We start from the raw sequence: 21,852 nt of genomic DNA, 5'->3' as shown, positions 1-21,852 counted from the left end.
TACCTTAACGGCATGCGCCCAATACTTGTTTTTTGCCTGTTGATGCTGGCTGTTTCACCGGCATGCGCGCAGGAAGTTCCGCCAGGCGGCGACCTGAAGGTGGGGTTGGTCCTCAGTGGCGGCGGGGCCAAGGGCCTGGCCCATATCGGGGCCCTCAGGGTCATCGAGGAGTCCGGGGTCCGCATCGATTACATCGGGGGGACGAGCATGGGGGCCATCGTCGGGGCGCTCTACGCGTCGGGGTACTCCGCCCGGCAGCTGGATTCCCTCTTTACCAGCAAGGACTTTACCCGGCTGATCCAGGACAACCTGCCCCGCAGCGCCAAGACATTCTACGAGAAGGAAGATTCCGAAAGGTATGCGCTGACACTGCCCTTCACCGACTTCAGGATTTCCTTTCCGCCGGCCCTTTCCGGTGGGCAGAACATCTATAACGAACTGGTCCGGGCGCTCTACCACGTCAAGGATGTGGAGGATTTCAGCCAGTTGCCGATCCCGTTTTTCTGCATGGCCACGGACGTGGAGACCGGGGAAGAAATCCTGCTGGACCACGGCTACCTCCCGGAGGCCATCATGGCGAGCGGGACATTTCCCTCCCTGTTTGAACCTGCCGAGGTGGATGGCCGTATCCTGATCGACGGCGGGGTGCTGAACAACTATCCGGTGGATGAGGTCCGGCAAAAAGGGGCGGATTTGATCATCGGGGTGGATGTACAGCACGGGTTGCGCGACCGGGAGTCCCTGTTGTCTGCCACAGAAATCCTCCTGCAGATCAACAACTACCGGACCGTGGGCAACATGGTCCAGAAAAGGGAGAAGACGGATATTTACATCAAGCCGGATATCGACGAATATTCGGTAATCGATTTCAACCTGCGGGACACCATCATATCCGCAGGGACCCTGGCCGCAAAAGGCCAGTTAGAGGCGCTCAGGCAGGTAGCCGCCCGCCAGCATACCCGCGCGCCCCGCCGGCAGATATTACAAGTGGCCGATACCATCGTAATCAACCGCCTGCTGATAACCGGCAATAACAACTACACCCGCGGGTATGTCAAAGGGAAACTCCGCCTTGACCTGGCGGAGCCCATCCGTTTCGACAAGCTGCAACAGGGGATCAGCAACCTCTCAGCCACCGGCAATTTCAAGACCATCCGCTATAAGCTCGTATCCAATGGCCTGGGCCAGGACCTCATCCTGCAGTTGCAGGAGAACCCGACCAGGACCTTTATCCGGATCGGGGCCCATTACGATGACCTCTACAAGAGTGCGGCCCTGATCAACCTCACCAAAAAAAACTTTCTGCTGGATGATGATGTCGGTTCCCTGGATGTGATACTGGGCGATAACCTCCGCTATAACGCGGAGTACTATGTGGACAAGGGGTTTTATTGGAGCTTCGGCATCAATTCCAGGTACAATGCGTTTGACCAGGAGGTCAATTACAACCTGCTGCGAAGCAATTTTGCCGTCCCGTTGAGCAGCAACATCAACAACATCAACCTGGAGGTGACGGATTTCACCAACCAGCTCTATCTGCAGACGGTCCTGCAGGAAGAATTTGCCTTTGCCCTGGGGGTGGAGCACAAGCACCTCAAATACAGTACGGAGACCCTGAACGACCTGGAAGAAATCCCCGGGGAGACGCCGCCTCCTGCCACCGGCGACCGGCTCTTCTTTGAGAACAGCAATTACTACAGCACCTTCGGCACCCTGAAACTGGATACCTACGACGACCGGTATTTCCCGACACGCGGCCTCTTCTTTGACGGGGATTTTCACTTTTACATCCTTTCCTCCGACTTCGGGGGGGATTTCAAGGAGTTCTCCATTGCCAAGGCCCGCATGGGGGCTGCCTTCCCCGTGGCCCCGCGATTCAGCGTCAACCTGGAAACAGAAGGGGGTTTCAAGCTCGGCACCTCCGGTGTCTCCACACTGGACTTTGTGTTGGGGGGATACGGGAGCAGTACCATCAACAATTTTATCCCCTTCCTCGGATACGACTTCCTGAGCCTTCCCGGCAACAGTTACGTAAAGGCCTATGCACGTGCAGACTGGGAATTCGCCCAGAAAAACCACCTGATGTTTGCCGCCAATTATTCCAATGTCGCGGACGACATCTTCCGGACCGGGGAGTGGTTCACAGCCCCCGATTACTCCGGATACGGCCTGGGGTATGCCTGGGAATCTTTCTTCGGCCCGGTACAGGTCATGTACAGCTGGTCTCCGGAAGGCGATAACAACCAGTTTTTCTTCAGTATCGGTTACTGGTTCTGAAGGCCCGGACCGATCGGCTGGCGGTTGATGCGCTGCATCTTTTTTACGATATTTGTACAAAGCACTGCCGTGAACGCCAGACGTATCGATATCAGCCCCCATTTGCGAGCGATGTGGTGATGGCCATCACGACCGCCGTACACCGATCACAATTCCGCCGGCCCTGCCGGCCATCAAGTGCTAACTATATTTCCAGACTATGTCAACAACAGATAAAACATCATTGAACCTGCCTGTGGAGAACCCGGAGGCCGAGGATTTCCTCCCCCTCCTGGGGACCGACCACGTAGAGCTTTACGTGGGCAACGCGAAACAGGCCGCCCATTATTATATGTCTGCCTGGGGCTTCCAGCCGGAGGCCTATGCAGGCCTGGAGACCGGGCTCAAGGACCGGGTCTCCTATGTGCTGCGGCAGGACAAAATCCGGTTGGTGCTCACCTCCCCCCTGAAGCCGGGGGGCGAGATCAACCGCCACCTCGACCGCCACGGCGACGGGGTAAAGGCGATCGCCCTCTGGGTGGACGATGCCAAAAAAAGCTTTGAGGAAACCGTCAAACGCGGGGCCGAACCCTATATGGAACCGGAGATCCGGGAAGACAAACACGGTACCGTAACCCTGTCGGGGATACACACCTACGGGGAAACCGTACACGTCTTCGTGGAGCGTTCCGGCTATGACGGGCCGTTTATGCCCGGCTACCGGGCCTGGGAGCCGCATTACCGGGCAGAAGACGCCGGCCTCAAGTACATCGACCACATGGTGGGCAACGTCGGGTGGAACGAAATGAACAAATGGTGTGAATTCTACGCAAAGGTGATGGGTTTTGCCCAGTTGATCTCCTTTGACGACAAGGATATATCCACTGAGTACACCGCCCTGATGAGCAAGGTGATGAGCAACGGGAACGGGCGGATCAAATTCCCGATCAACGAACCGGCCGAAGGGCGCAAGAAGTCGCAGATCGAGGAGTATATCGAATTCTACAACGGAGCAGGGGTGCAGCATATGGCCCTGGCCACCGACAACATCATCAAGACCGTTTCCGACCTGCGGGAACGGGGGGTGGAGTTCCTCAGGGTACCCGCCGTCTATTACGAGGATGTCCTCGACCGGGTGGGGGAAATCGACGAGGAGTTAGAACCCCTGCGGGATCTCGGGATATTGATCGACCGGGACGAGGAGGGTTACCTCCTGCAGATTTTCACCAAACCCATCCTGGACCGCCCCACGCTGTTTATCGAAATCATCCAGCGCAAAGGGGCGCGATCCTTTGGAAAAGGGAACTTTAAGGCGCTTTTTGAGGCGATTGAACGGGAACAGGAATCCCGGGGCACCCTGTAGTCATTGCCCCGATTCCGGGGAGGAACCGCAGGCAAACCGGATTAAGGGAAAGCCAAAAACCGGCGCGAATTCTTAAAATTTCGGGCCAAATCGATAAAGTTCTGTTAAGTTCCGAGTTAAAGAACGTTAAATATGAGGCCCGTTCCTTTTTCCTACATTATTTTTGGTGGCATAAGGGGTGGTTCCCTTATAACTTTAAGTATTGGTTTTTCATAATTTAAAGTTTGGTTGGTTATTTAGGAAAAGCCCCGATCGCTCGATTGGGGCTTTTTTTATGCATATACCCCGGTTTTATGAATTTCTCCCTGTTTCCGGTTGCTGCGGGGCAATGGCAATACTTTGGAACAAATCTTGTTTATATAGGGTAAAAAGTGTGTTATGCCGCAAAGCGTACTGATTTTTTAATGAAATTTACCCAATGAAACCCATGACCCTACTTTTAATCCTCTCCATGTTGTTTGCAGATGCAGGCAGGTCCCAGTTTTCCGAAAACGGGGGGGCGGGGGCCGATTACCCGGCATTCCAGGCAGGGGAATGGCTGAAATTCCGCATCCATTACGGGTTCCTCAACGCCAGTTACGCCACCCTGCACGTAACCTCCGACGTGATACGCGGTATTCCCGTTTACCATGTGGTAGGCCACGGGAAGACCACCGGTTTTGCCAGTATCTTCTTTAAGGTGGATGACACCTATGAGAGCTATTTCGGGAAGGCAGACGGGAGGCCGTACCGGTTTATCCGGAAGGTGGACGAGGGGGGGTATACCAAGGACATGGAGATCAATTTTGATTACCAGCAGGGGGAGGCCGTGCTCCACGACAAGAAGAACGAGAAAAAAATGAAATTCGAGATCGGGCATTCCATTCAGGACCTGATTTCGGCCTTCTACTACCTGCGGAACAACTACGATTCCGAAAGCCTGGTAGTTGGCGAAAGCATTGAATTGCGGATGTTGTACGACGACGACGGGATTTTCCCCTTCCGCCTGAAGTTCCTGGGCAGGGAGGAAGTCAAAACCAAATTCGGCAAGGTCCAGTGCCTGAAGTTCCGGCCCTACGTGCAATCCGGGCGCGTGTTTAAAGAGCAGGAAAGCTTATCTTTGTGGGTGTCCGATGACCGGAACAAAATCCCGATCCGCATCGAAGCCGACCTCGCGGTGGGCTCCATCAAGGCGGACCTGGACGGGTACAACGCCCTGAGGAACCAGTTCCGGATCACCATGGACTAAGGCCTATCAATGGAGAACGACGACCGCACCGAGTCCCAAATCCGTAAACTGGAAGCCAAGTACAGGGATTCCGGCCAGGACCTCGCCTCCTACCTCGACGGCCTCCTCTACCAGCGCTACCTTACCTACTGGGACTACATCCACCTGGACACGCTGTTGAGCCTGCAGGTACCGCGGACCCATTTCCCGGATGAGGAGATCTTTATCATGTACCACCAGATCACCGAGCTGTATTTCAAGCTCATCCTGCACGAGGAGCGGCAGATCGTGGACGACAAATCCCAGGACATCGGGTTTTTTACGGAAAAAGTCAACCGGATCAACAACTATTACAAGGCGCTGATTTCCTCTTTCAGCATCATGGTGCGCGGCATGGAAAGGGAACAGTTCCTGCGTTACCGTATGGCGCTCTTGCCCGCCAGCGGTTTCCAGTCTGCCCAGTACCGCATGATCGAGTTGTACGCCACGCCCCTGGAGAACCTGGTATATCAACCCCAGCGGAAAAGCCTCACCGGGAAGGAGTCCCTGGAGGAACTTTACGAGATGATTTATTGGAAAAAGGGGGCCACCGACAAGGAGACGGGGGAGAAGACGCTGACCCTTAAACAGTTTGAGTACCGGTATACCCCGCGCTTTATCCGGATCGCGAAAGAGGTCAAAGACAACACCATATACCATAAATACTTAAATTTGCCACCGGAGCTGCGGAATACTAAAGCACTCACCGGCGCGTTACAACAGATGGATATCAATGCAAACGTGAACTGGCCGCTGATGCACATGGGCTCTGCATACCGGTATCTGAACAAGGAAAAAGAAACAATTGAGGCTACCGGGGGGACCAACTGGAAGTCCTTCCTGCCTCCGAGTTTCCAGAAGATCGTTTTCTTCCCGGAAGCTCACGATAAGGAAACATTGGAAAACTGGGGCAAGCAGTGGGTGGAACACCACCTGAACCCCGAAAAACAGACCTAAAGACTATGCGCATTTTCTGGGGCATTTTGGGGCTGGCGCTGGTGCTGGCTTCCTGCAAGGATCAATCTTCCGAGACGGGCCTGCCCGAAGCCGGACCTCCGGAACCTTTGATTGCCGAACTCCAGCCCAGGCTGGAATACGGTTTCAACCTGAATGATTTCCACGTGGTCGCGGATACCATCCGCCGGGGTGACAGCTTTGGGGAACTGATGATCGCCAACAAGGTGGAGTATCCCAAAATCGCGCAGATATCAGAGAAATACCGGGATTCCTTCGATGTGCGCCGGATCCGGGTGGGTAAACCCTACCTGATCCTCAAGGCAAAGGACACGGCCCAGGCGGCACAGGTCTTTATCTACCAGGACGACCCCATCAACTATACCGTGGTGGATTTCCGGGATTCTGCCGTGGCCTACAAGGAGAAGCGCCCGGTCTCCTACCGGGAGCGTGAGGTTGCCGGGGTGATCCCCGATGGCGGTTCCCTGTCCATGGTCATCGACCAACTGGGGGTGGATTACCAGGTGACCCTGGACCTGTCCCAGGTCTACGCGTGGACCGTGGACTTTTCAAAACTGGACGCCGGGGATAAGTTCCGGATCATCTTTGACGAAAAATACATACAGGACAGCCTGTACGCCGGCGCCGGGCCGATCAAGGCGGCCTACTTTGAGCACGGCGGCCGGCCGCTATACGCCTTCTCCTACCACAACGATTCCCTCAACATCCGGGAATACTACGACGACCAGGCGGAAAACCTCCGCAGGACCTTCCTGAGCATGCCCATCCGCTTTGGCCGGCTGTCGTCCCGCTACAACCTCAAACGGAAGATCCGGTATTATGGCTACAAGGTGCGGCCCCACAGGGGGACGGATTATGCAGCGCCCATTGGCACGCCCATCCTGGCCACTGCCGACGGGGTGGTTACCGAATCCACCCGCCGGGGAGGGAACGGCAAATACGTGAAGATCCGCCACAACGGCACCTACAGCACCCAGTACCTGCACATGAAGGCCCAGAAAGTCAAAAGGGGAGACTATGTCCGCCAGGGCGATGTAATCGGCTGGATCGGGATGACCGGGAATACCGGAGGCCCCCATGTGTGCTACCGCTTCTGGAAAAACGGGCGGCAGGTAGACCCGCTCCGGGAGGAATTGCCCAGGGCCGAACCCCTGGCCGAGGCCAAACAGCCGGAGTATTTCCGCTATATCGGCCCGCTTAAGGAGCAACTCGACTGCATCCCGCTGGAAGGCGGCCAGCCGGCTGCGGAAAGCGATGAATTCATAACATACAACCAACCCGAACATGCCCTTTCCGAAAATTGATCCGACCACAACCCAGGCATGGAACCAACTCAAATCACATTACGGGAAAACCCATAAGGACGAACTGAAGGACCTTTTTGAAAAGGATCCGGGACGCGCTGCCCGGATGAGTATCCGGTGGAACGACTTCCTTGTGGATTACTCCAAGAACCGGGTCACGGACGAAACCCTCGGCCTTTTGTTTGGCCTGGCAGAGGCCTGCGGCCTTGAGGCAGCAAAGGATGCTTATTTCGGGGGCGAGGCCATCAACCAGACCGAAGGCCGTGCGGTATTGCATACCGCCCTGAGGAACGGGGCAGAACCGGGCATTGCCATTGACGGGGAACCGATAGGGGCCGAAGTGGACCGGGTTAAGGAACATATGCGCGCCTTCTGCGATGCGGTCATCGATGGGGAGAAAAAGGGTTACACCGGAAAGCCGTTCACCGATGTGGTCAACATCGGGATTGGCGGGTCGGACCTCGGGCCGGTTATGGTCACCGAAGCCCTGCAATTCTACGCCAACCACCTGCGCATGCATTTTGTGAGCAATGTGGATGGGGACCACGTACATGAAACCCTCCGGAAGCTCAACCCGGAAACCACCCTGTTCATCATCGTCTCCAAGAGTTTTACGACCCAGGAGACCCTGAGCAACGCCCTGACCATCAAGAAATGGTTCCTTGGCCACGCCAGGCAGGAGGATATTGCCCTGCACTTTGCCGCCGTATCCACCAACACCGAAAAAATCGACGAATTCGGCATTGCGGACCAGCATGTTTTCCCCATGTGGGACTGGGTAGGCGGCCGGTTTTCGCTCTGGAGCGCCGTGGGCCTGTCCATTGCGCTTTCCGTGGGATTCGACCATTTTGAATCGCTGCTCCGGGGCGCCCGGGCCATGGACGTCCATTTCAGGGAGACCCCGATGAAGGACAATATCCCCGTAGTACTGGGACTGCTGAGCGTGTGGTACAACAATTTCCACGGGGCCGAAACCGAAGCAGTCATCCCCTACACCCAATACCTGCACCGCTTGCCGGCCTACCTGCAGCAGGGTATTATGGAGAGCAACGGCAAAAGCGTTGACCGCGGCGGCAACCGGGTAGGCTACGAAACGGGTACGATTATCTGGGGGGAACCCGGCACCAATTCCCAGCACGCCTTTTTCCAACTCATCCACCAGGGCACCAAGCTGATCCCTGCCGACTTTATCGGTTTCCGCCACTCCCTGCATGGGGACCGGGACCACCACCTGAAACTGATGGCCAATTTCTTTGCCCAGACCGAGGCCCTGATGAACGGGAAGACCCCGGAAGCCGTGCGCCGGGAACTCGAGGCGCAGGGAATGAAAGGCGAGGCCCTGGAGAAGCTGCTCCCCTTTAAGGTCTTCGAGGGGAACAAGCCCACCAATACCCTGCTGATCGACCGGCTTACGCCCGAGACGCTCGGGTCGCTCGTGGCCCTGTACGAACACAAAATTTTTGTTCAGGGGGTCGTCTGGAATATCTTCAGCTATGACCAGTGGGGAGTGGAACTCGGAAAGCAACTCGCCTCCGATATCCTCAGGGAGCTCACAGGTGATCAAGTTGGCAATCACGACGGCTCCACAACGCAGCTTCTGCAATATTTTAAGAGTTAAATCACCAAATCCGCAACTGTTAAAATGATTCCATAACTAGTTGCTTATCAGGTATTTTTAACTTCGTTTTGTGTTAAATTTGCATAGTGGAATTTAACGTTCCCTTAATGCCCAGGTGCAATTTGTACGCCACTTTTGCACCACATTTGAAAACCTAAATAACACAGAACATGAAAAAATTTCTCTTGACCTTTTTGTTGGTTTTTTCTGCGGCAGCCACATTTGCACAGGCAACACTGACAGGTACCGTCGGCGACGGGGATATGGGCGGGCCCCTGCCCGGTGCCACCGTTGTCGTGAAGGGGACCACTAACGGAACCTCCACCGACTTCGACGGGAACTTCACCATCGAGGCAAGTGTAGACAGCGGGATCCTTGTGGTAAGCTATATCGGCTTTATGCCCCAGGAAGTTCCTTTTACGGGATCGGCCAATTTGGGGACCATCACCCTGCAGCCAAACGTGGAGGTCCTCGAGGGCGTCGTCGTGACAGGGGTACAGGATATCGCCAGGGACCGGGAAACCCCGGTGGCCGTATCTACCATTAAAGCAGCCGAGATCCAGGAAAAACTGGGTTCCCAGGAATTCCCTGAGATCCTGAATACAACCCCTTCCATTTACGCCACCAAAAGCGGGGGTGGATTCGGGGATGCACGGGTAAATATCCGGGGATTCGACACCAACAACTCGGCCGTGATGATCAACGGTATCCCGGTAAACGACATGGAAAACGGGCAGGTTTACTGGAGTAACTGGGCGGGCCTTTCGGACGTAACCTCTGCCATCCAGGTGCAACGGGGCCTTGGATCCTCCAAACTGGCCATTTCGTCCGTGGGGGGTACCATCAACGTGATCACCAAGAGTTCCCAGCAGCGCGAGGGCGGTTCCTTCGGGGCAACCGTAGGGAACAACGATTATTTTAAATCGATTGCCTCCTATTCCTCCGGGGTCCTTGAGAATGGGTTCTCCGCCTCCCTGCTGCTGAGCCGCACCGCGGGAAGCATGTATGCGGACGGGACCCAGTTCGAAGGCTATAACTTCTACCTGGGGCTGGGCTATACCACCGGCAACCACAACCTGGAATTCATGGTGACCGGGGCGCCCCAGTGGCACCACCAGCGTGACTTTGCCCCCTCTATTGCCGACTACATCCGGTTCAGCGACAACGGGGTGGACCCGGACCGCCGCTACAACAGCGACTGGGGATACCTGGACGGGAAGGAATTCAGCTTCCGCCGGAACTTCTACCACAAGCCGGTCATCAGCCTGAACTGGACCTGGGACATCAACGAGGTGTCCACCCTGGAAACTTCCACCTATGCCTCCTTCGGACGCGGTGGCGGCACCGGGGAAATTGGCCGCGCAGCTGGTGCCCGTCAGTTTGACGGACGCTGGAAGACCGCCAACGGCCTGGTGGACGTGGAGCGCATCCGCGCCTTTAACAGCGGTGCCGCCGTATTGTTCGACTGCAGCATCGTCCAGCGGGAGCAGACTGACGGCCTGTACGTGAACCAGGGGAACGGGGACCGCTCCCTGGCCAACGGGATTTCGCGCCGCGCCTCTGTCAACTCCCACAACTGGTATGGCGTACTGGCCAACCTGTCCAACCAGTTTACCGACCAGCTGACGGTTGATTTTGGTATCGACCTGCGTCGTTACAAGGGGTACCACTACCGCCGCGTGAACACGTTGCTGGGAGGGGACGCCTACCTGCAGACCGATAACCTGAACAACGACCCGAACCCGCTCTTCTTTGAAACCTACAGTGCCGGCCAGCCGTGGTGGGTATTCGGGAACATCGACGACGAGGAGAAGATCGATTACTACAACACCGGCCTGGTAAACTGGCTGGGCGTGTTCGGCCAGGTCGAATATAAATTCACCGAGGACATCGTCGGATTTGTACAGGGATCTCTTTCCAACCAGGGCTTTGCCCGGGAGGAATTCTTCCTGGAAGTACCCCCGGCCAAGACGGATTATGAAAATATCCTGGGCGGGAACGTAAAAGGAGGAGTGAACTGGAACATCGATGCAAACCACAACATCTTTGCCAATGCGGGTTACTACAGCAAGCAGCCCCTGTTCGATGCAGTTTACATCAACTTCTCGAACGAACTCAACCCGAACCTCACCAATGAGAAGATCACCGGGTTTGAGCTCGGCTACGGCTACCGCAGCGCCATTTTCCGTGCCAACGTCAACCTGTACCGCACCAGCTGGAAGGACCGGTTCGAGGCGGTTTCCGCCACGTTTAATGCCGGCGAGCCGGATGAAATCCGCGGTAGCGCCAACCTTTTGGGCATTACCCAGGTGCACACCGGGGTGGAAGTGGATGCCCAGTTGATGCCTACTGCCGACCTGACGGTTAACGGGATGATTTCCATCGGCAACTGGGAATACCAGGACGACGTGAATGCCACCTATTTTGACGCCAACAACCAGCCCATCGTAATCGGGGGCGTGGAGCAACAGGAGATCCTGCCGCTCGACGGTGTCAAGGTGGGCGATGCAGCCCAGTTCACCGCCTTTATCGGGGCCGACTACAAGATCCTCGACAACCTGAGCATCGATGCGGGCTATCGCTTTGCAGACAACCTCTATGCGGCTTTTGATGCCACCGACGTGGGTGAGGAAGGCGCCCTGAAACTGCCCTCTTTCGGGCTGATGGACGCCGGACTCAGCTTTAGCCTGCCCTTCATGGGCCGCACCATGGATTTCCGCCTGAACGTCAACAACGTTTTCGACGAGGTGTATATCGCAGAATCGGATACCAATATCTTCGCCCAGCCCGGCGACGATACCTTCCAGGGAATCAGCACCGCCAACCGCGTATACTTCGGTTTCGGCCGCACCTGGAACGCGAGCCTGCGCTTTAACTTCTGAACAAAAGGAACGGCGCGCCCCGGCGCGACGGAATCAGCAGTTACCCCGGCGGAAACGCCGGGGTTTTTTTATGCCAAAAAGTGATACCTTTACACGAAAACCACCCAAATGGAAATCTTACAGACCGTCCACTCCTACCTCGCCTATGTAGCCCTGGCATTGCTTTTCCTGGCTGTTGGCAATGCGATAACCGGCCTGGTTCAGAACCGGATCTTCACCATGGGGAAGGACCTCCGCCTGAGCCTGTTTACGCTCATTATCTGCCATATCCAGCTACTCATCGGGCTGTTGCTCTATTTTGTGTCCGCCAATGGCTACAAGGCCATCAGCGAACTCGGCATGGGGGGGCTCAATTCGGCCGCACGCCTGCTGGCCCTGGAGCACCCGCTGATCAACATCGTGGCCATTGCGCTGGTTACCGTCGGCTGGTCGCGGCATAAAAAATTCCTGGATGGAAAGGGCAAATTCAAGAGCATTGCGATTTTTTACGGGCTGGGCCTGGTGCTGATCCTGAGCCGCATCCCCTGGAACAACTGGTTTAACTAAAATACCGCACCATGAAATACGTTTACTGCCTCCTCCTGGCGCTGGCCTTCACGCCGGTAACCGCCCAGGAAACTGAATTGTTCAACGGAAAGGACCTGACTGGCTGGACCGTTTACGGGACCGAAAAATGGTACGTGGAGGACGGCCTGCTGATCTGCGAGAGCGGCCCGGACGAAGGCTACGGCTATCTGGCTACCGACAAGCATTACAAGGACTTTGTGCTCACCCTGGAATTCCTGCAGGAAGCCAACGGGAACAGCGGGGTCTTTATCCGCTCCACCGTGGACGGCACCAGGGTTTCCGGCTGGCAGGTGGAGGTTGCTCCCCCGGGGAGCGACACCGGAGGCGTATACGAATCCTATGGCCGCGGGTGGCTTATCAAGCCCGAGGCGGGCAAGCCCGACGTGAAAATGGGCGAGTGGAACACGATGAAAATCCTGGTATCCGGCGACCAGCTCACTTCCTGGCTCAACGGGGTGGAGATGGTGAGCCTCACCGACGAGAAGATCGGCGAAGGGGAAGGCTCCATTGCCCTGCAGATCCACGACGGGGGCGGCATCAAGGTCAAGTGGCGCAACATCGTGGTGAACGAGATGGATTAACCCGTTTCCTCCAAACTTCAATCTTCGCGGAGCAGGAAGGCATAGACAGGCAGGTGATCGCTGTATCCCCCCTGGTACGTGCCCCCCGCATAGGTCCGGAAGGGATAGCCGCGGTAGGCCCCCGAAGGGGTCAGCAGGTATCCCGGACGGAATACCCGGGCTTTCCAGAACCGGTACCCGGTGGTATCCGCAAACCAATTTCCATTTAACAGGACCTGGTCGAACAGGTTCCACATATCCCCGTAGGCCAGGGAACCGCTACCTGCAAGGAAAAGGGGCTCCATCGGATTGAAGAAGTCACGGGCTTCCAGGCTGTCCGGCACCTGCCGGGTTCCCAGGGTATAGCGGATACTGTTGTCCGTCGGGTCGTCGTTGAAGTCGCCCATTGCCACGTAACGGGCAAACGGGTCCTCCCTTAGAACCGAATCCAGGATCTTCCGCTGCAGGGCGGCGGCCTGTTTCCGGTACTGCCTGGTCGCGGCCTCCCCCCCGCTCCGGGAAGGCCAGTGATTTACCGACAGGTAAATCCCCTCCCCATCCAGCATGCCGTATACGAGCAACTGGTCGCGGGTATACCTGCGACGATTTTGTTCGTCGTAAAGGAGCAGGCGCCTGCTTACATGCTCCACCGGCGTAAAAAACGCCTTCTTGTAGAGCAGGGCCACATCGATGCCCCGGCGGTCGGGGGAGTCGTAATGCACGATGCCGTACCCCTTGTTCCTCAGGGGATCCTGACGGAGCAAGTCTTCCAGCACCCCCCGGTTTTCCACTTCACACAACCCGATCAGGTCCGGGCTCCTCCGGGCAGTTTCCAGCCCGATTTCCGAAAGGACGCGCGCGAGGTGCCGCAACTTTATCTCGTAACGCTCCCGGGTCCACTGGTCGGTTCCCTCCGGCGTCCTGGTATCGTCTGCCGTCAGGGAATCGTTTACCGTATCAAACAGGTTCTCCACATTGTAGAAGGCCAGGGTACGGATCCGGTACATGCCGGCATCCGGCTCAATTTCGGATACGGGAAGCCCCGGGCGGAGACACCCATGGCAAAGGCAGCCGGCAAAAAAGTACGGTAGCAGGTATTTCACGGGCAATAGTAATTCGGGATCAAAAGTAAGCCCCCGGGATGCAGGGGTTCTGCAGCCTGTGGGGATATACTTGCGGCTGGAATGGAATAAAACCGGGGATGGGAAAGCAAAGGTGCCTGCTGATACTTTATATGCTGGGAATGGCTATGCCCGCGTGGCTTACCGCCCAGGATCGCGAGGTTGTAGGGCAGATACGGGACGAGCAAAGCAGGGAAGTGATGGCCGGGGTACGGCTTTCGGACGCTTCCGGGACCCTGGCCTTGCAAAGTGGCAGTGATGGCAGGTTCCAGCTGTACACGCATATGGATAGCCTTCGGCTGGCCCTTGATAAGGAGGGATACCACAGCAGGCAGCTGGTCCTTTCCGGGATCGCCCAGGGGCTTACCGATCTCGGAGTTATATGGTTGCGGCCCGAAACGAGCTGGGATATGGAGGCGGATCTGGTACTCCTTTCCGGGGAGCAATCGGACGAAGGGGAGGAGTCGGATGTTGCTTATCCGCTGTTGAAGGCCAGGCAGGATGTATTCCTCAACCGGGCTTCTTTCGATTTCAGCGCGGGCTTCTTCAGGTTGCGGGGCCTGGATTCCCGGGAAGGGACGATGCTTTTCAACGGCATCCCGATGAACGGGCTGTATGACAGCCGGCCCTCCTGGGGCAGCCTGGGGGGGCTTACCGATATTACCAGGAGCCGCGAAGCCGTACCGGGCCTGGGCTACAGCCAGATGGGTCCCGGCGGGTTGTTGGGGATCACCGGGCTGCGGGCCTATCCGTCTGCTCTTCGCAAGGGGGTTCGTTTGACTGCTTCGGCGAGTAACCGGAGTTACCGCACCCGCCTGATGGCTACGTTCAATTCGGAACCCACCGATTCCCGCCTGGCCTATTTGATTTCGGTCGGCTGGCGGCAAGGGGCTTCCGGGTACGTCCGCGGTACGCCCTACAACTCCGTGGGGATGTATGCCTGTCTGGAGTGGAAACCAAAACCGGGGCATTCCTTTCGCCTTGGGGGCTTGCTTACCGATACCCGCCGCGGACAATCTGTTGCGGTAACCCCGGAAATTGCCCAATTGAAGGGGCCCCGCTACAACCCTTCCTGGGGGTGGTCGGAAGGCAAGTTGCGGAATTCCCGCAGGCGCCTTGACAGGGAACCCCTGTTGTTTCTAAACCACGAATACCTGGACACACACCTCCGCTGGGAGACGGCAATCGGCTATCAGGGAATTGACCGGATGCGTACGCGGCTCGGGTACATGGACGCGGCCAACCCGGACCCGTCGTATTACCGGAACCTGCCCTCCTTTTACCACAACAGCCCGGCAGGGGTAAATTACGCCAATGCGAACCTTGCGCGCCGCGCTTTTGAGGCGGCCCCCCAGCTGGACTGGCCACAGGTGTTCCGCACCAACCGGAACCCGGTCCACCAGGGGCGCAGCAACTATCTGCTGTCAGGGGATTTCCACCGGGGTTCCCGATGGAACCTCAGGAGCACTGTCGCCTGGAAGGCGGGCAGACAACTGGAGGCCGGTGCCGGTATTCGCCTTGCTGCCGAGGACGGGCATTTTGGACAGGAAATCCTGGACCTGCTCGGGGCAACCTACCATGTGGACACGGACCCGTTCAGCCAAACCCGCAATGACTTGCAGGGATCCCCGGAAAAGCAAAGGGGGGCCACAGCAGGATACTCCTACAGGCTAAACATCCGTGTCCTTGAAGGTTTTCTCCAGCTACGGGGGCAATCCGGTCCCTGGGAAGGCTGGGCTTCTCTCGGGGCCGGGACATCCCGGTATCAGCGGACGGGGCTTTTCCGGAATGCCCGGTACCCGGAGGAGTCTCTTGGGGAGGGGACACCCCAGGGGCACCCGTCCTTTCTGGCCCGGGCCGGTTTGGGGTACCGGATTTCCGGAAGGCATTGGCTGCAAGTAGTTTTCAGTCATGCCCGCCGACCCCCCCAACCGGCACTTGCCTTTGCAGATCCACGGGAAAATAACCGCCCCTTCCCCTCCGAAGGCGCCGAAGGCAGCATTGGGGGGTCCCTGAGTTACCTGCTGCGGCACCCTGCAGTCAGGGGGCGGATCACGCTGTATTATGCCCGGCTTTCCGGACAGCGGTCCCTCCGGTCATATTTCGCCGAAACCGCATTGGGCGCTGCCTTTTTCCGGGAAGCGGTCCACGGGATCGGATCCCTGCACCGGGGCCTGGAGGCCGGTTTGGACCTCGTGCTCAGTCCCGCTGTGACAGCTACCCTGGCACTGGCCGCGGGGGGCTTCTCCTATTCAGGGAATCCCCAGGTCCGAATGTATTACTTCCCGGACCCCCGGGAGCCCACCCAATTGCCTTTAAGCGGGGAATGGAATGCCGGGGCTGCCAGCATCGACCACCTGCAACTGGCATCCGGTCCCGCCCTGGCCGGGTCCGTGGGGATCCGGTACCGGGACCCTTCCTGGTGGTGGGCCGATATCCGGGCAAATTACCTGGGGCGGCAGTATGAAGGGCTGCCCTTCCTCCAATTTGTGCAGGATTTTAGACGCAACCCCGAGTCCGGGGACCTGCTGCATACAACCGATCCGATTATCCGGGAAATCCGAAGGCAACGTCCCCTTCCCGAATATTACCTGCTCAATGTAAGTATTGGAAAATCCTGGCTGTTCGGGAGGAATTATATAGGGGTATTCTGCGGGGTCAACAATGTCTTCGACACGGTGCATCGAACAGGGGGTTACCAACAGGGCCGGCTCGCAAATTACGCTGACTTCCTTCAGGACCAGCAAAGCGGCCATCCGTCTTTCGGACCCCGGCACTGGTATGGATATGGTAGAACGTTTTATCTGAACATCACATGGAGTTTATAGTGAGAAAAATGGGGAGTCGGATACTCCTGTTAATGGCGCTGGCACAAATCCTGTCCGCGTGTACCCCGGAAGAGCCGGAAAGGCCGGAAACCTATGGTTGTACCGAAATGGAAGCACCGCGAATCGAATTCGGCGAACTGCTGGGCTTGTACCGGGGGATGCCTACGGAGCTCCTCACGGACGGCTACCTGGAAGGCGTGGTCATATCCTCCGACGGGGAGGGGAATATCTTTGGCAGTATCTACCTGCAGGACCGCGCACAGGATCCCCGGTACGGGGTAGCGCTAAAAACGGACCTGGTGGGTTCAGGCGCGCTGTATCCGCCCGGGACCCGGGTACGCCTGTTTCTGGACGGACTCTACCTGGGGAAACAGGATTTTGGCTACGCCATCGGCACGGTGCGTGAAGTTTTCGGCAACCCCGTACTGGACCGGTTGCCGGCCCTGGCCACTTCGCAGCGACTCATCCCCGGATGCACGGATCCCGTCCCGGTATCACCCAGGGCCGTTTACGCCGACGGCCTGGACTCCACCCTGGTCCATACCCTGGTGCGCATTGAGGATGTCGAGGTCGCAGCGGAGTATAAAGGGAAAACCTATGCGGAAGAAGGGGTTGAAACCCTGGTGCCGCTTTCCGGATGTACGGGGACGCCGTTGGGGCTGGTCAACAGCGGCTATGCGGATTTCAGGGATCAGTTGTTGCCGGGGGGCAGCGGAGCAGCCACCGGGATCCTGCTTGGGAAAGCCCCGGATTACCATTTGCTTTTGCGCTATGCCTCCGACCTGGAAATGACATCCCCCCCGTGCACAGAGCGCTATCCCCCGGTGAGCTCGCAGCACCTGTTGATCTCCGAAATAGCCGATCCGGATAATGAACCCGGGGCCCGGTTTATCGAGATCTACAATTCCGGTGAAAGCGCCATCGATCTTAAGGGCTGGAGCCTGTTGCGCTATACAAATGCAAATACGGAGCCCGGAAGACCCGCAGACCTGAGCGGTATGCGTATCGAACCCGGAAGCACCCTGGTGTTTTCGGCCGACCCGGATACCTTCCTGGCTACCTACGGGATGTCCCCGGATGCGGTTTTGCCGCCCAACGGCCCCGCAGATTCGAACGGGGATGATACCCTCCTGCTCATGGATCCCTTTGGGGAAGTGGTGGACATCTTCGGGGTGCCCGGGGAGGATGGGACGGGTACTACCCACGAATTTGAGGATGGGGGTGCGATCCGCCGGCCCGGGGTATTAAAAGCCAACCCGATATTTGATCCTTCGGAATGGCTTATTTACAACGATAGCGGGGGCAACGGTACGGAAAACCAGCCGAAATCGGCCCCCGGGGATTTTTCACCTGGCAGCCATCCGGCCGGTGCCTGACCGGGGTCCCCTTAGGGAAGCGGCCAAAGATTCCCGGGGCGGGCAACCGGGATAGGACCAGCCCGGATTAATACGGGAATCGGGGCGCGTCACTTTCCAATATTGCGTATTTTTGAGCCTATGGACACAACGAAATTCTTCGAAAAAATCCGGTCGGGGGACCTCCCTGCCGTCCGGCAGGCCCTGGCGGATGACCCCGGGCTGCTCAATGCACGGGACCAGCGGGGTTCCACGCCCCTGGTGCTTGCCGCCTATTACGACCAGCAGGATGTGGTTCGCTACCTGCTGGAAAAAGGGGCTCCCATCGACGAGAAGGACGGTTCGGGCAATACCGCCCTGATGGGAGTGTGTTTCAAAGGGTACGCCGGGACCGCCAAACTGCTTATCGACGCGGGGGCCGACGTAAATGCCCGGAACGGGATGGGGGTTACCTGCCTGATATTTGCCGTGACCTTTAACCAGGAAGCCATTGCCCGCCTGCTGGTCGAGAATGGGGCCGATGTCAACGCCATCGATGCGCGGGGCGAAACCGCACTGGACCACGCCCGCAAGCAGGGTCAGGCCGCCCTGGCCGAAATGCTCGAAAAAAACAGTTGAGTCCCCGCCCATGCAACTGGATGTAGCACTTGTACAAAGCCCCCTTGAATGGGAGAACCCGGAGGCCAACCGATTGAGGTTCAGCGCCCTGATAGAGCCGCTCCGGGGGGCGACCGACCTGATCGTGCTTCCTGAAATGTTCAGCAGCGGGTTCACCATGGACCCGCATCACCTCCCCCGGGAAGAAGCCGGGAAAACCCTGGAGTGGATGCAGCGGGAAGCGGCCGCGGCCAATGCCGCCATTGCGGGCAGTCTGGTCTGGCCCCACGAGGCCGGGTACTTCAACAGGTTTGTGTTTATGGAGCCGGACGGCAACTACCATACGTATGACAAACGACACACCTTTACCCTGGCAGGGGAGGACAAGGTATACGATCGGGGCAGCCGCAACCTCCGTATCGAATTCCGGGGCTTTGCCTTCAGGCCCCAGGTTTGCTACGACCTGAGGTTCCCCGTCTGGAGCCGGAACACGGACGATTACGACGCACTCATCTATGTAGCCAACTGGCCGGAGGCGCGCATTGCGGCCTGGGATACGCTGTTGCGGGCCCGGGCTATTGAGAACATGGCCTTTGTGCTTGGGGTAAACCGCCTGGGTTCCGACCCGAATGGCCTGGGCTATGTAGGGCATACCGCTGTTTACGACGGCCTGGGAAAAACACTCGGGTATTCAGAGGAGGAAGAGGTGGTCCGGGTGCGGCTCAACCGGGAAGCGTTGCTGGACACCCGCAGGCAGCTGCGGTTTTTAAACGACCGGGACGCGTTTACTCCCGGATGGTGAAGGTTTCCACCTTTTCCCAGTTCGCCCGGAGCTCAATCGGTGCCGGGTAGTGGGCCACCCGCTCCGGTTGCCGTTTTTCCAGGTAATTCCCTGTATCCCATTTCCCATTTCCGTTTTCGTCGAACACCACGCGTACCCGATAGGTCTCGGGTTTCAGCCAGGGGAAGGCCAGGGGGGAAGGTTCCTTGAGGTACCGGCTTCGAAGCACCTTCCCGGAACGGTCGGTCACCTCCACCACCAGCGGGTAGCGAACCGCACCTTCCAGCTGCAGCCGAAGCGTGCCGAATTCGTTTTGGCTGCCGATGGTGTACCGGGTGGTCAGGGTATCGTTGGTATCCCCGAAAAAATCCGTCAGGGCACCCGGGAGGACGGTCAGGTTATAGGTTTTTCTAGGCTCTTTGGCAAAGTCGATATACATTCTGCTGCGCAGCGTATCCAGGCGCGCGTTGAAGGGGACCGGCAGCGTGTCCTGATCGGTCAGTTCCAGGCGGGTGGTATCCGCCCCGACCAGGGGCAGGCTGGCCTCGAGGAATACGGAATCCAGGGGCGTAATCCCCCCGCGGCTGGACCAGGATACCCTCAGGGAGTCCGGGGCCAGATTCAGGGGTTTTACGGAAAAGGTATCCACTTGTTCCGGCAGGCGCGGATGCCGCAAGGCAAATACCATGGAATCGGGCTCCCAGGGGGTAAACCAGAAATTCAGGCTGTCCTTCCCGGCGACCGGAGCCACCAGGGTGCGTACGCTGTCCGGCAGGGGCGTGACCAGCTCGATTTCGGGGGCTTCCTTCCCGGTATAGGGGAAAAGGACCCGGTTGTCGGCGGCATAGGAGGGGGGCCGCACGCCGTACGGCAATACTTCCCTGAAGAGGGTAAGCAGGTAGGTGGAATCCGTGGGCAGTGTGATGGTATCCGTTATAAAGCCGATTTTGTCGGCTTTCGGGTTGTAAACATTGTCTTTGGCCGCGTCCTGCAGGGCGAAGAGCTTATACTGGCCCGCCTTCATGTTTTCCAGGTTGAAGATCACCGCGCTGTCGAGGGTGTTGGTCAGGTAATACGGGGGTTTCTTGTAGATAGTGGAGTCCGTGTAGGCGCTGTCGAGCTCGTAGAGCATGACGCTGATAAAGGGGTCTGCTTCCAGGTTATAGGCATCCGCCACCACGCCGGTCAGGCTCAGGGAATCGATATAATCCCCCGTGGATAACACATAGGTCAGCAGGTTGTAGGGGTTCCGTTCGTTGTTGTCCACCACGCTTTGCCCGAAATTCAGCGTGTAGGTGGTATTGGGCAGGAGCGTATCCTTGATGACCACCTGCAGGTATTTCGCCGTATTGCCGAGGGGGGTGATCTCCGGCTGGTTCTTCATCGGGGGGGAAATAATCAGCTGTTTCTCCAGGTTTTCCACCAGGATGTATTCGTCAAAATACAGCCGGATCCTTTCGGCGTCGAAATTGGTGGTGCGGTTGGGGGGTTCGGCCCTTTCCAGGACCGGGGGCGTTTCGTCCTTTGGCCCGCCGCTGGGGGTCCCGCGCCGGCCACACTGAATGAGCGCCAGTACAAGGAAAAGCACAAAAAGGGCTGCCGTAAGGCGACGGACCATTTCCATAGCCGGGGATTGATGAACTGCAAAGAAACAACTAATTGGTGAAACGGGAAACTAGGGAACCGTTGCCAGGGCGGCGATAAACAGGCGTTTCCGCTCAACTGGGGCAAAGGCCTCGCAACAGGCTTCCAGGGTAGCCCCGGTGGTGATGACATCGTCCACCAGCAGGATCCGGGCTCCCTCGAGTTCCGCTGGGTTTCGCAGGGAGAAGGCACCCCGGATGCCTTTGTACCGGTTGTGGCGGCCCCGGGCAGTCTGGGTCGGGTTGTGCTTGCAGCGCACCAGGAACCCCTCCGAATACCGGGCCCCAAGTGCGGTGGCAATCTGCCCTGCCAGGCGGCTGCACTGGTTGTATCCGCGCTGGCGCCGTTTCCGGGGGTGCAGGGGAACGGGAAACACCCAGTCGGTTTGCCGCAGGAGGGATTCCCCGGCCAGAAGGGCCCCGTACCACTCCCCGAAAAAGTCCCCTAGCTCCTCCCGTCCCTGGTATTTGAGTTGGTGGGTCAGCCGCTGCACCAGCCCTCCGGGATGGTAAAAGAGCAGGGCAGCGGATTTTTCAACTTCCTTTTGTCCGAAAAATAGGCGGTCTACGGGGTTTTCAAAGCAGAAATTGTACTCGGTCAGCGGCAGTTCATCCCGACAAAACGCACAAAGGAGGCGCTCTCCCCGATATAAGTGCGCATTACATCCAAAACACCGCCCGGGTAGCAGGAAGGTCTCTAGGTCATTTAGTATTTTTGATAATTCGTCACGCATTATTTACGCCGTACAAAACGTT

General features: G+C 57.7%; 16 protein-coding genes. 13 read left to right on the top strand and 3 right to left on the bottom strand.

Annotated features, from left to right (window positions below):
- The first annotated feature begins 12 nt into the window (after positions 1–12).
- The 9 genes from H7F20_RS01570 (at position 13) to H7F20_RS01530 (ending at position 12,792) form a co-directional block, all read left to right on the top strand.
- Positions 13–2,277 (top strand): patatin-like phospholipase family protein, encoded by a 2,265-nt coding sequence (locus H7F20_RS01570; RefSeq protein WP_185784395.1) that lies wholly within the window; start codon positions 13–15, stop codon positions 2,275–2,277.
- Between the two features lie 199 nt (positions 2,278–2,476).
- A complete protein-coding gene (hppD, locus tag H7F20_RS01565; protein ID WP_185784394.1) occupies positions 2,477–3,619 on the top strand; it encodes a 4-hydroxyphenylpyruvate dioxygenase in 1,143 nt (380 codons plus the stop codon).
- A 418-nt stretch (positions 3,620–4,037) separates the two neighbouring features.
- Positions 4,038–4,847: a DUF3108 domain-containing protein gene (locus H7F20_RS01560; RefSeq protein WP_185784393.1), complete on the top strand. Its 810-nt coding sequence runs from the start codon at positions 4,038–4,040 to the stop codon at positions 4,845–4,847.
- 9 nt (positions 4,848–4,856) lie between these two features.
- Positions 4,857–5,822, top strand: a complete 966-nt coding sequence (locus H7F20_RS01555; protein WP_185784392.1) for a tryptophan 2,3-dioxygenase family protein — start codon at positions 4,857–4,859, stop codon at positions 5,820–5,822.
- A 5-nt stretch (positions 5,823–5,827) separates the two neighbouring features.
- The gene (locus H7F20_RS01550; RefSeq protein WP_185784391.1) at positions 5,828–7,144 is read left to right on the top strand and encodes a peptidoglycan DD-metalloendopeptidase family protein; all 1,317 of its coding nucleotides are present in this window, start codon (positions 5,828–5,830) and stop codon (positions 7,142–7,144) included.
- A complete protein-coding gene (pgi, locus tag H7F20_RS01545) occupies positions 7,125–8,762 on the top strand; it encodes a glucose-6-phosphate isomerase (protein WP_185784390.1) in 1,638 nt (545 codons plus the stop codon). Before H7F20_RS01550 ends, pgi begins: the two co-directional genes overlap by 20 nt.
- A gap of 170 nt (positions 8,763–8,932) precedes the next feature.
- Positions 8,933–11,644, top strand: coding sequence for a TonB-dependent receptor domain-containing protein (locus H7F20_RS01540; protein ID WP_185784389.1), 2,712 nt, complete (start codon positions 8,933–8,935; stop codon positions 11,642–11,644).
- Positions 11,645–11,752: 108 nt separating this feature from the next.
- The gene (locus H7F20_RS01535; RefSeq protein ID WP_185784388.1) at positions 11,753–12,190 is read left to right on the top strand and encodes a hypothetical protein; all 438 of its coding nucleotides are present in this window, start codon (positions 11,753–11,755) and stop codon (positions 12,188–12,190) included.
- An 11-nt stretch (positions 12,191–12,201) separates the two neighbouring features.
- Entirely contained in the window at positions 12,202–12,792 is a 591-nt protein-coding gene (locus H7F20_RS01530; protein WP_185784387.1) for a DUF1080 domain-containing protein, read from the top strand.
- A gap of 17 nt (positions 12,793–12,809) precedes the next feature.
- Here H7F20_RS01530 and H7F20_RS01525 read toward each other — a convergent pair whose 3' ends face one another.
- Positions 12,810–13,874 carry an endonuclease/exonuclease/phosphatase family protein gene (locus tag H7F20_RS01525; protein WP_370588455.1) on the bottom strand — a complete coding sequence of 355 codons (1,065 nt, stop codon included), beginning with the start codon at positions 13,872–13,874 and terminating at the stop codon, positions 12,810–12,812.
- 98 nt (positions 13,875–13,972) lie between these two features.
- Between H7F20_RS01525 and H7F20_RS01520 the strand changes: the two genes are divergently transcribed.
- From H7F20_RS01520 to H7F20_RS01505, 4 genes are all read left to right on the top strand, one after another.
- Complete coding sequence (locus H7F20_RS01520; protein WP_185784386.1) at positions 13,973–16,720, top strand: hypothetical protein; 2,748 nt, start codon at positions 13,973–13,975, stop codon at positions 16,718–16,720.
- Between the two features lie 32 nt (positions 16,721–16,752).
- Positions 16,753–18,096: a DUF5689 domain-containing protein gene (locus H7F20_RS01515; RefSeq protein WP_185784385.1), complete on the top strand. Its 1,344-nt coding sequence runs from the start codon at positions 16,753–16,755 to the stop codon at positions 18,094–18,096.
- 120 nt (positions 18,097–18,216) lie between these two features.
- The gene (locus H7F20_RS01510) at positions 18,217–18,693 is read left to right on the top strand and encodes an ankyrin repeat domain-containing protein (protein ID WP_185784384.1); all 477 of its coding nucleotides are present in this window, start codon (positions 18,217–18,219) and stop codon (positions 18,691–18,693) included.
- A gap of 10 nt (positions 18,694–18,703) precedes the next feature.
- Entirely contained in the window at positions 18,704–19,474 is a 771-nt protein-coding gene (locus tag H7F20_RS01505) for a nitrilase family protein (RefSeq protein ID WP_185784383.1), read from the top strand.
- Here H7F20_RS01505 and H7F20_RS01500 read toward each other — a convergent pair.
- Both H7F20_RS01500 and H7F20_RS01495 read right to left on the bottom strand, forming a co-directional pair.
- Positions 19,458–21,077, bottom strand: a complete 1,620-nt coding sequence (locus tag H7F20_RS01500) for an Ig-like domain-containing protein (protein WP_185784382.1) — start codon at positions 21,075–21,077, stop codon at positions 19,458–19,460. The two genes, H7F20_RS01505 and H7F20_RS01500, sit on opposite strands and share 17 nt — an antisense overlap.
- Positions 21,078–21,128: 51 nt before the next feature.
- Positions 21,129–21,830 (bottom strand): ComF family protein, encoded by a 702-nt coding sequence (locus tag H7F20_RS01495; RefSeq protein ID WP_255443945.1) that lies wholly within the window; start codon positions 21,828–21,830, stop codon positions 21,129–21,131.
- Positions 21,831–21,852: the final 22 nt, after the last annotated feature.

This window comes from Robiginitalea sp. SC105 (genome assembly GCF_014243345.1).
GTDB lineage: Bacteria > Bacteroidota > Bacteroidia > Flavobacteriales > Flavobacteriaceae > Robiginitalea.
Note: the sequence above shows the minus strand (reverse complement) of the source record. Positions and strands in the feature narration are given on the sequence as shown.

Excerpts from the sequence above, each read along its gene's own strand:
- H7F20_RS01500 (WP_185784382.1), bottom strand. The coding sequence starts at position 21,077 with ATGGAAATGGTCCGTCGCCTTACGGCAGCCCTTTTTGTGCTTTTCCTT.
- H7F20_RS01530 (WP_185784387.1), top strand. The coding sequence starts at position 12,202 with ATGAAATACGTTTACTGCCTCCTCCTGGCGCTGGCCTTCACGCCGGTA.
- H7F20_RS01560 (WP_185784393.1), top strand. The coding sequence starts at position 4,038 with ATGAAACCCATGACCCTACTTTTAATCCTCTCCATGTTGTTTGCAGAT.
- H7F20_RS01535 (WP_185784388.1), top strand. The coding sequence starts at position 11,753 with ATGGAAATCTTACAGACCGTCCACTCCTACCTCGCCTATGTAGCCCTG.
- hppD (WP_185784394.1), top strand. The coding sequence starts at position 2,477 with ATGTCAACAACAGATAAAACATCATTGAACCTGCCTGTGGAGAACCCG.
- H7F20_RS01495 (WP_255443945.1), bottom strand. The coding sequence starts at position 21,830 with ATGCGTGACGAATTATCAAAAATACTAAATGACCTAGAGACCTTCCTG.
- H7F20_RS01555 (WP_185784392.1), top strand. The coding sequence starts at position 4,857 with ATGGAGAACGACGACCGCACCGAGTCCCAAATCCGTAAACTGGAAGCC.
- H7F20_RS01515 (WP_185784385.1), top strand. The coding sequence starts at position 16,753 with ATGGCGCTGGCACAAATCCTGTCCGCGTGTACCCCGGAAGAGCCGGAA.
- H7F20_RS01505 (WP_185784383.1), top strand. The coding sequence starts at position 18,704 with ATGCAACTGGATGTAGCACTTGTACAAAGCCCCCTTGAATGGGAGAAC.
- pgi (WP_185784390.1), top strand. The coding sequence starts at position 7,125 with ATGCCCTTTCCGAAAATTGATCCGACCACAACCCAGGCATGGAACCAA.
- H7F20_RS01570 (WP_185784395.1), top strand. The coding sequence starts at position 13 with ATGCGCCCAATACTTGTTTTTTGCCTGTTGATGCTGGCTGTTTCACCG.
- H7F20_RS01510 (WP_185784384.1), top strand. The coding sequence starts at position 18,217 with ATGGACACAACGAAATTCTTCGAAAAAATCCGGTCGGGGGACCTCCCT.
- H7F20_RS01540 (WP_185784389.1), top strand. The coding sequence starts at position 8,933 with ATGAAAAAATTTCTCTTGACCTTTTTGTTGGTTTTTTCTGCGGCAGCC.
- H7F20_RS01520 (WP_185784386.1), top strand. The coding sequence starts at position 13,973 with ATGGGAAAGCAAAGGTGCCTGCTGATACTTTATATGCTGGGAATGGCT.
- H7F20_RS01550 (WP_185784391.1), top strand. The coding sequence starts at position 5,828 with ATGCGCATTTTCTGGGGCATTTTGGGGCTGGCGCTGGTGCTGGCTTCC.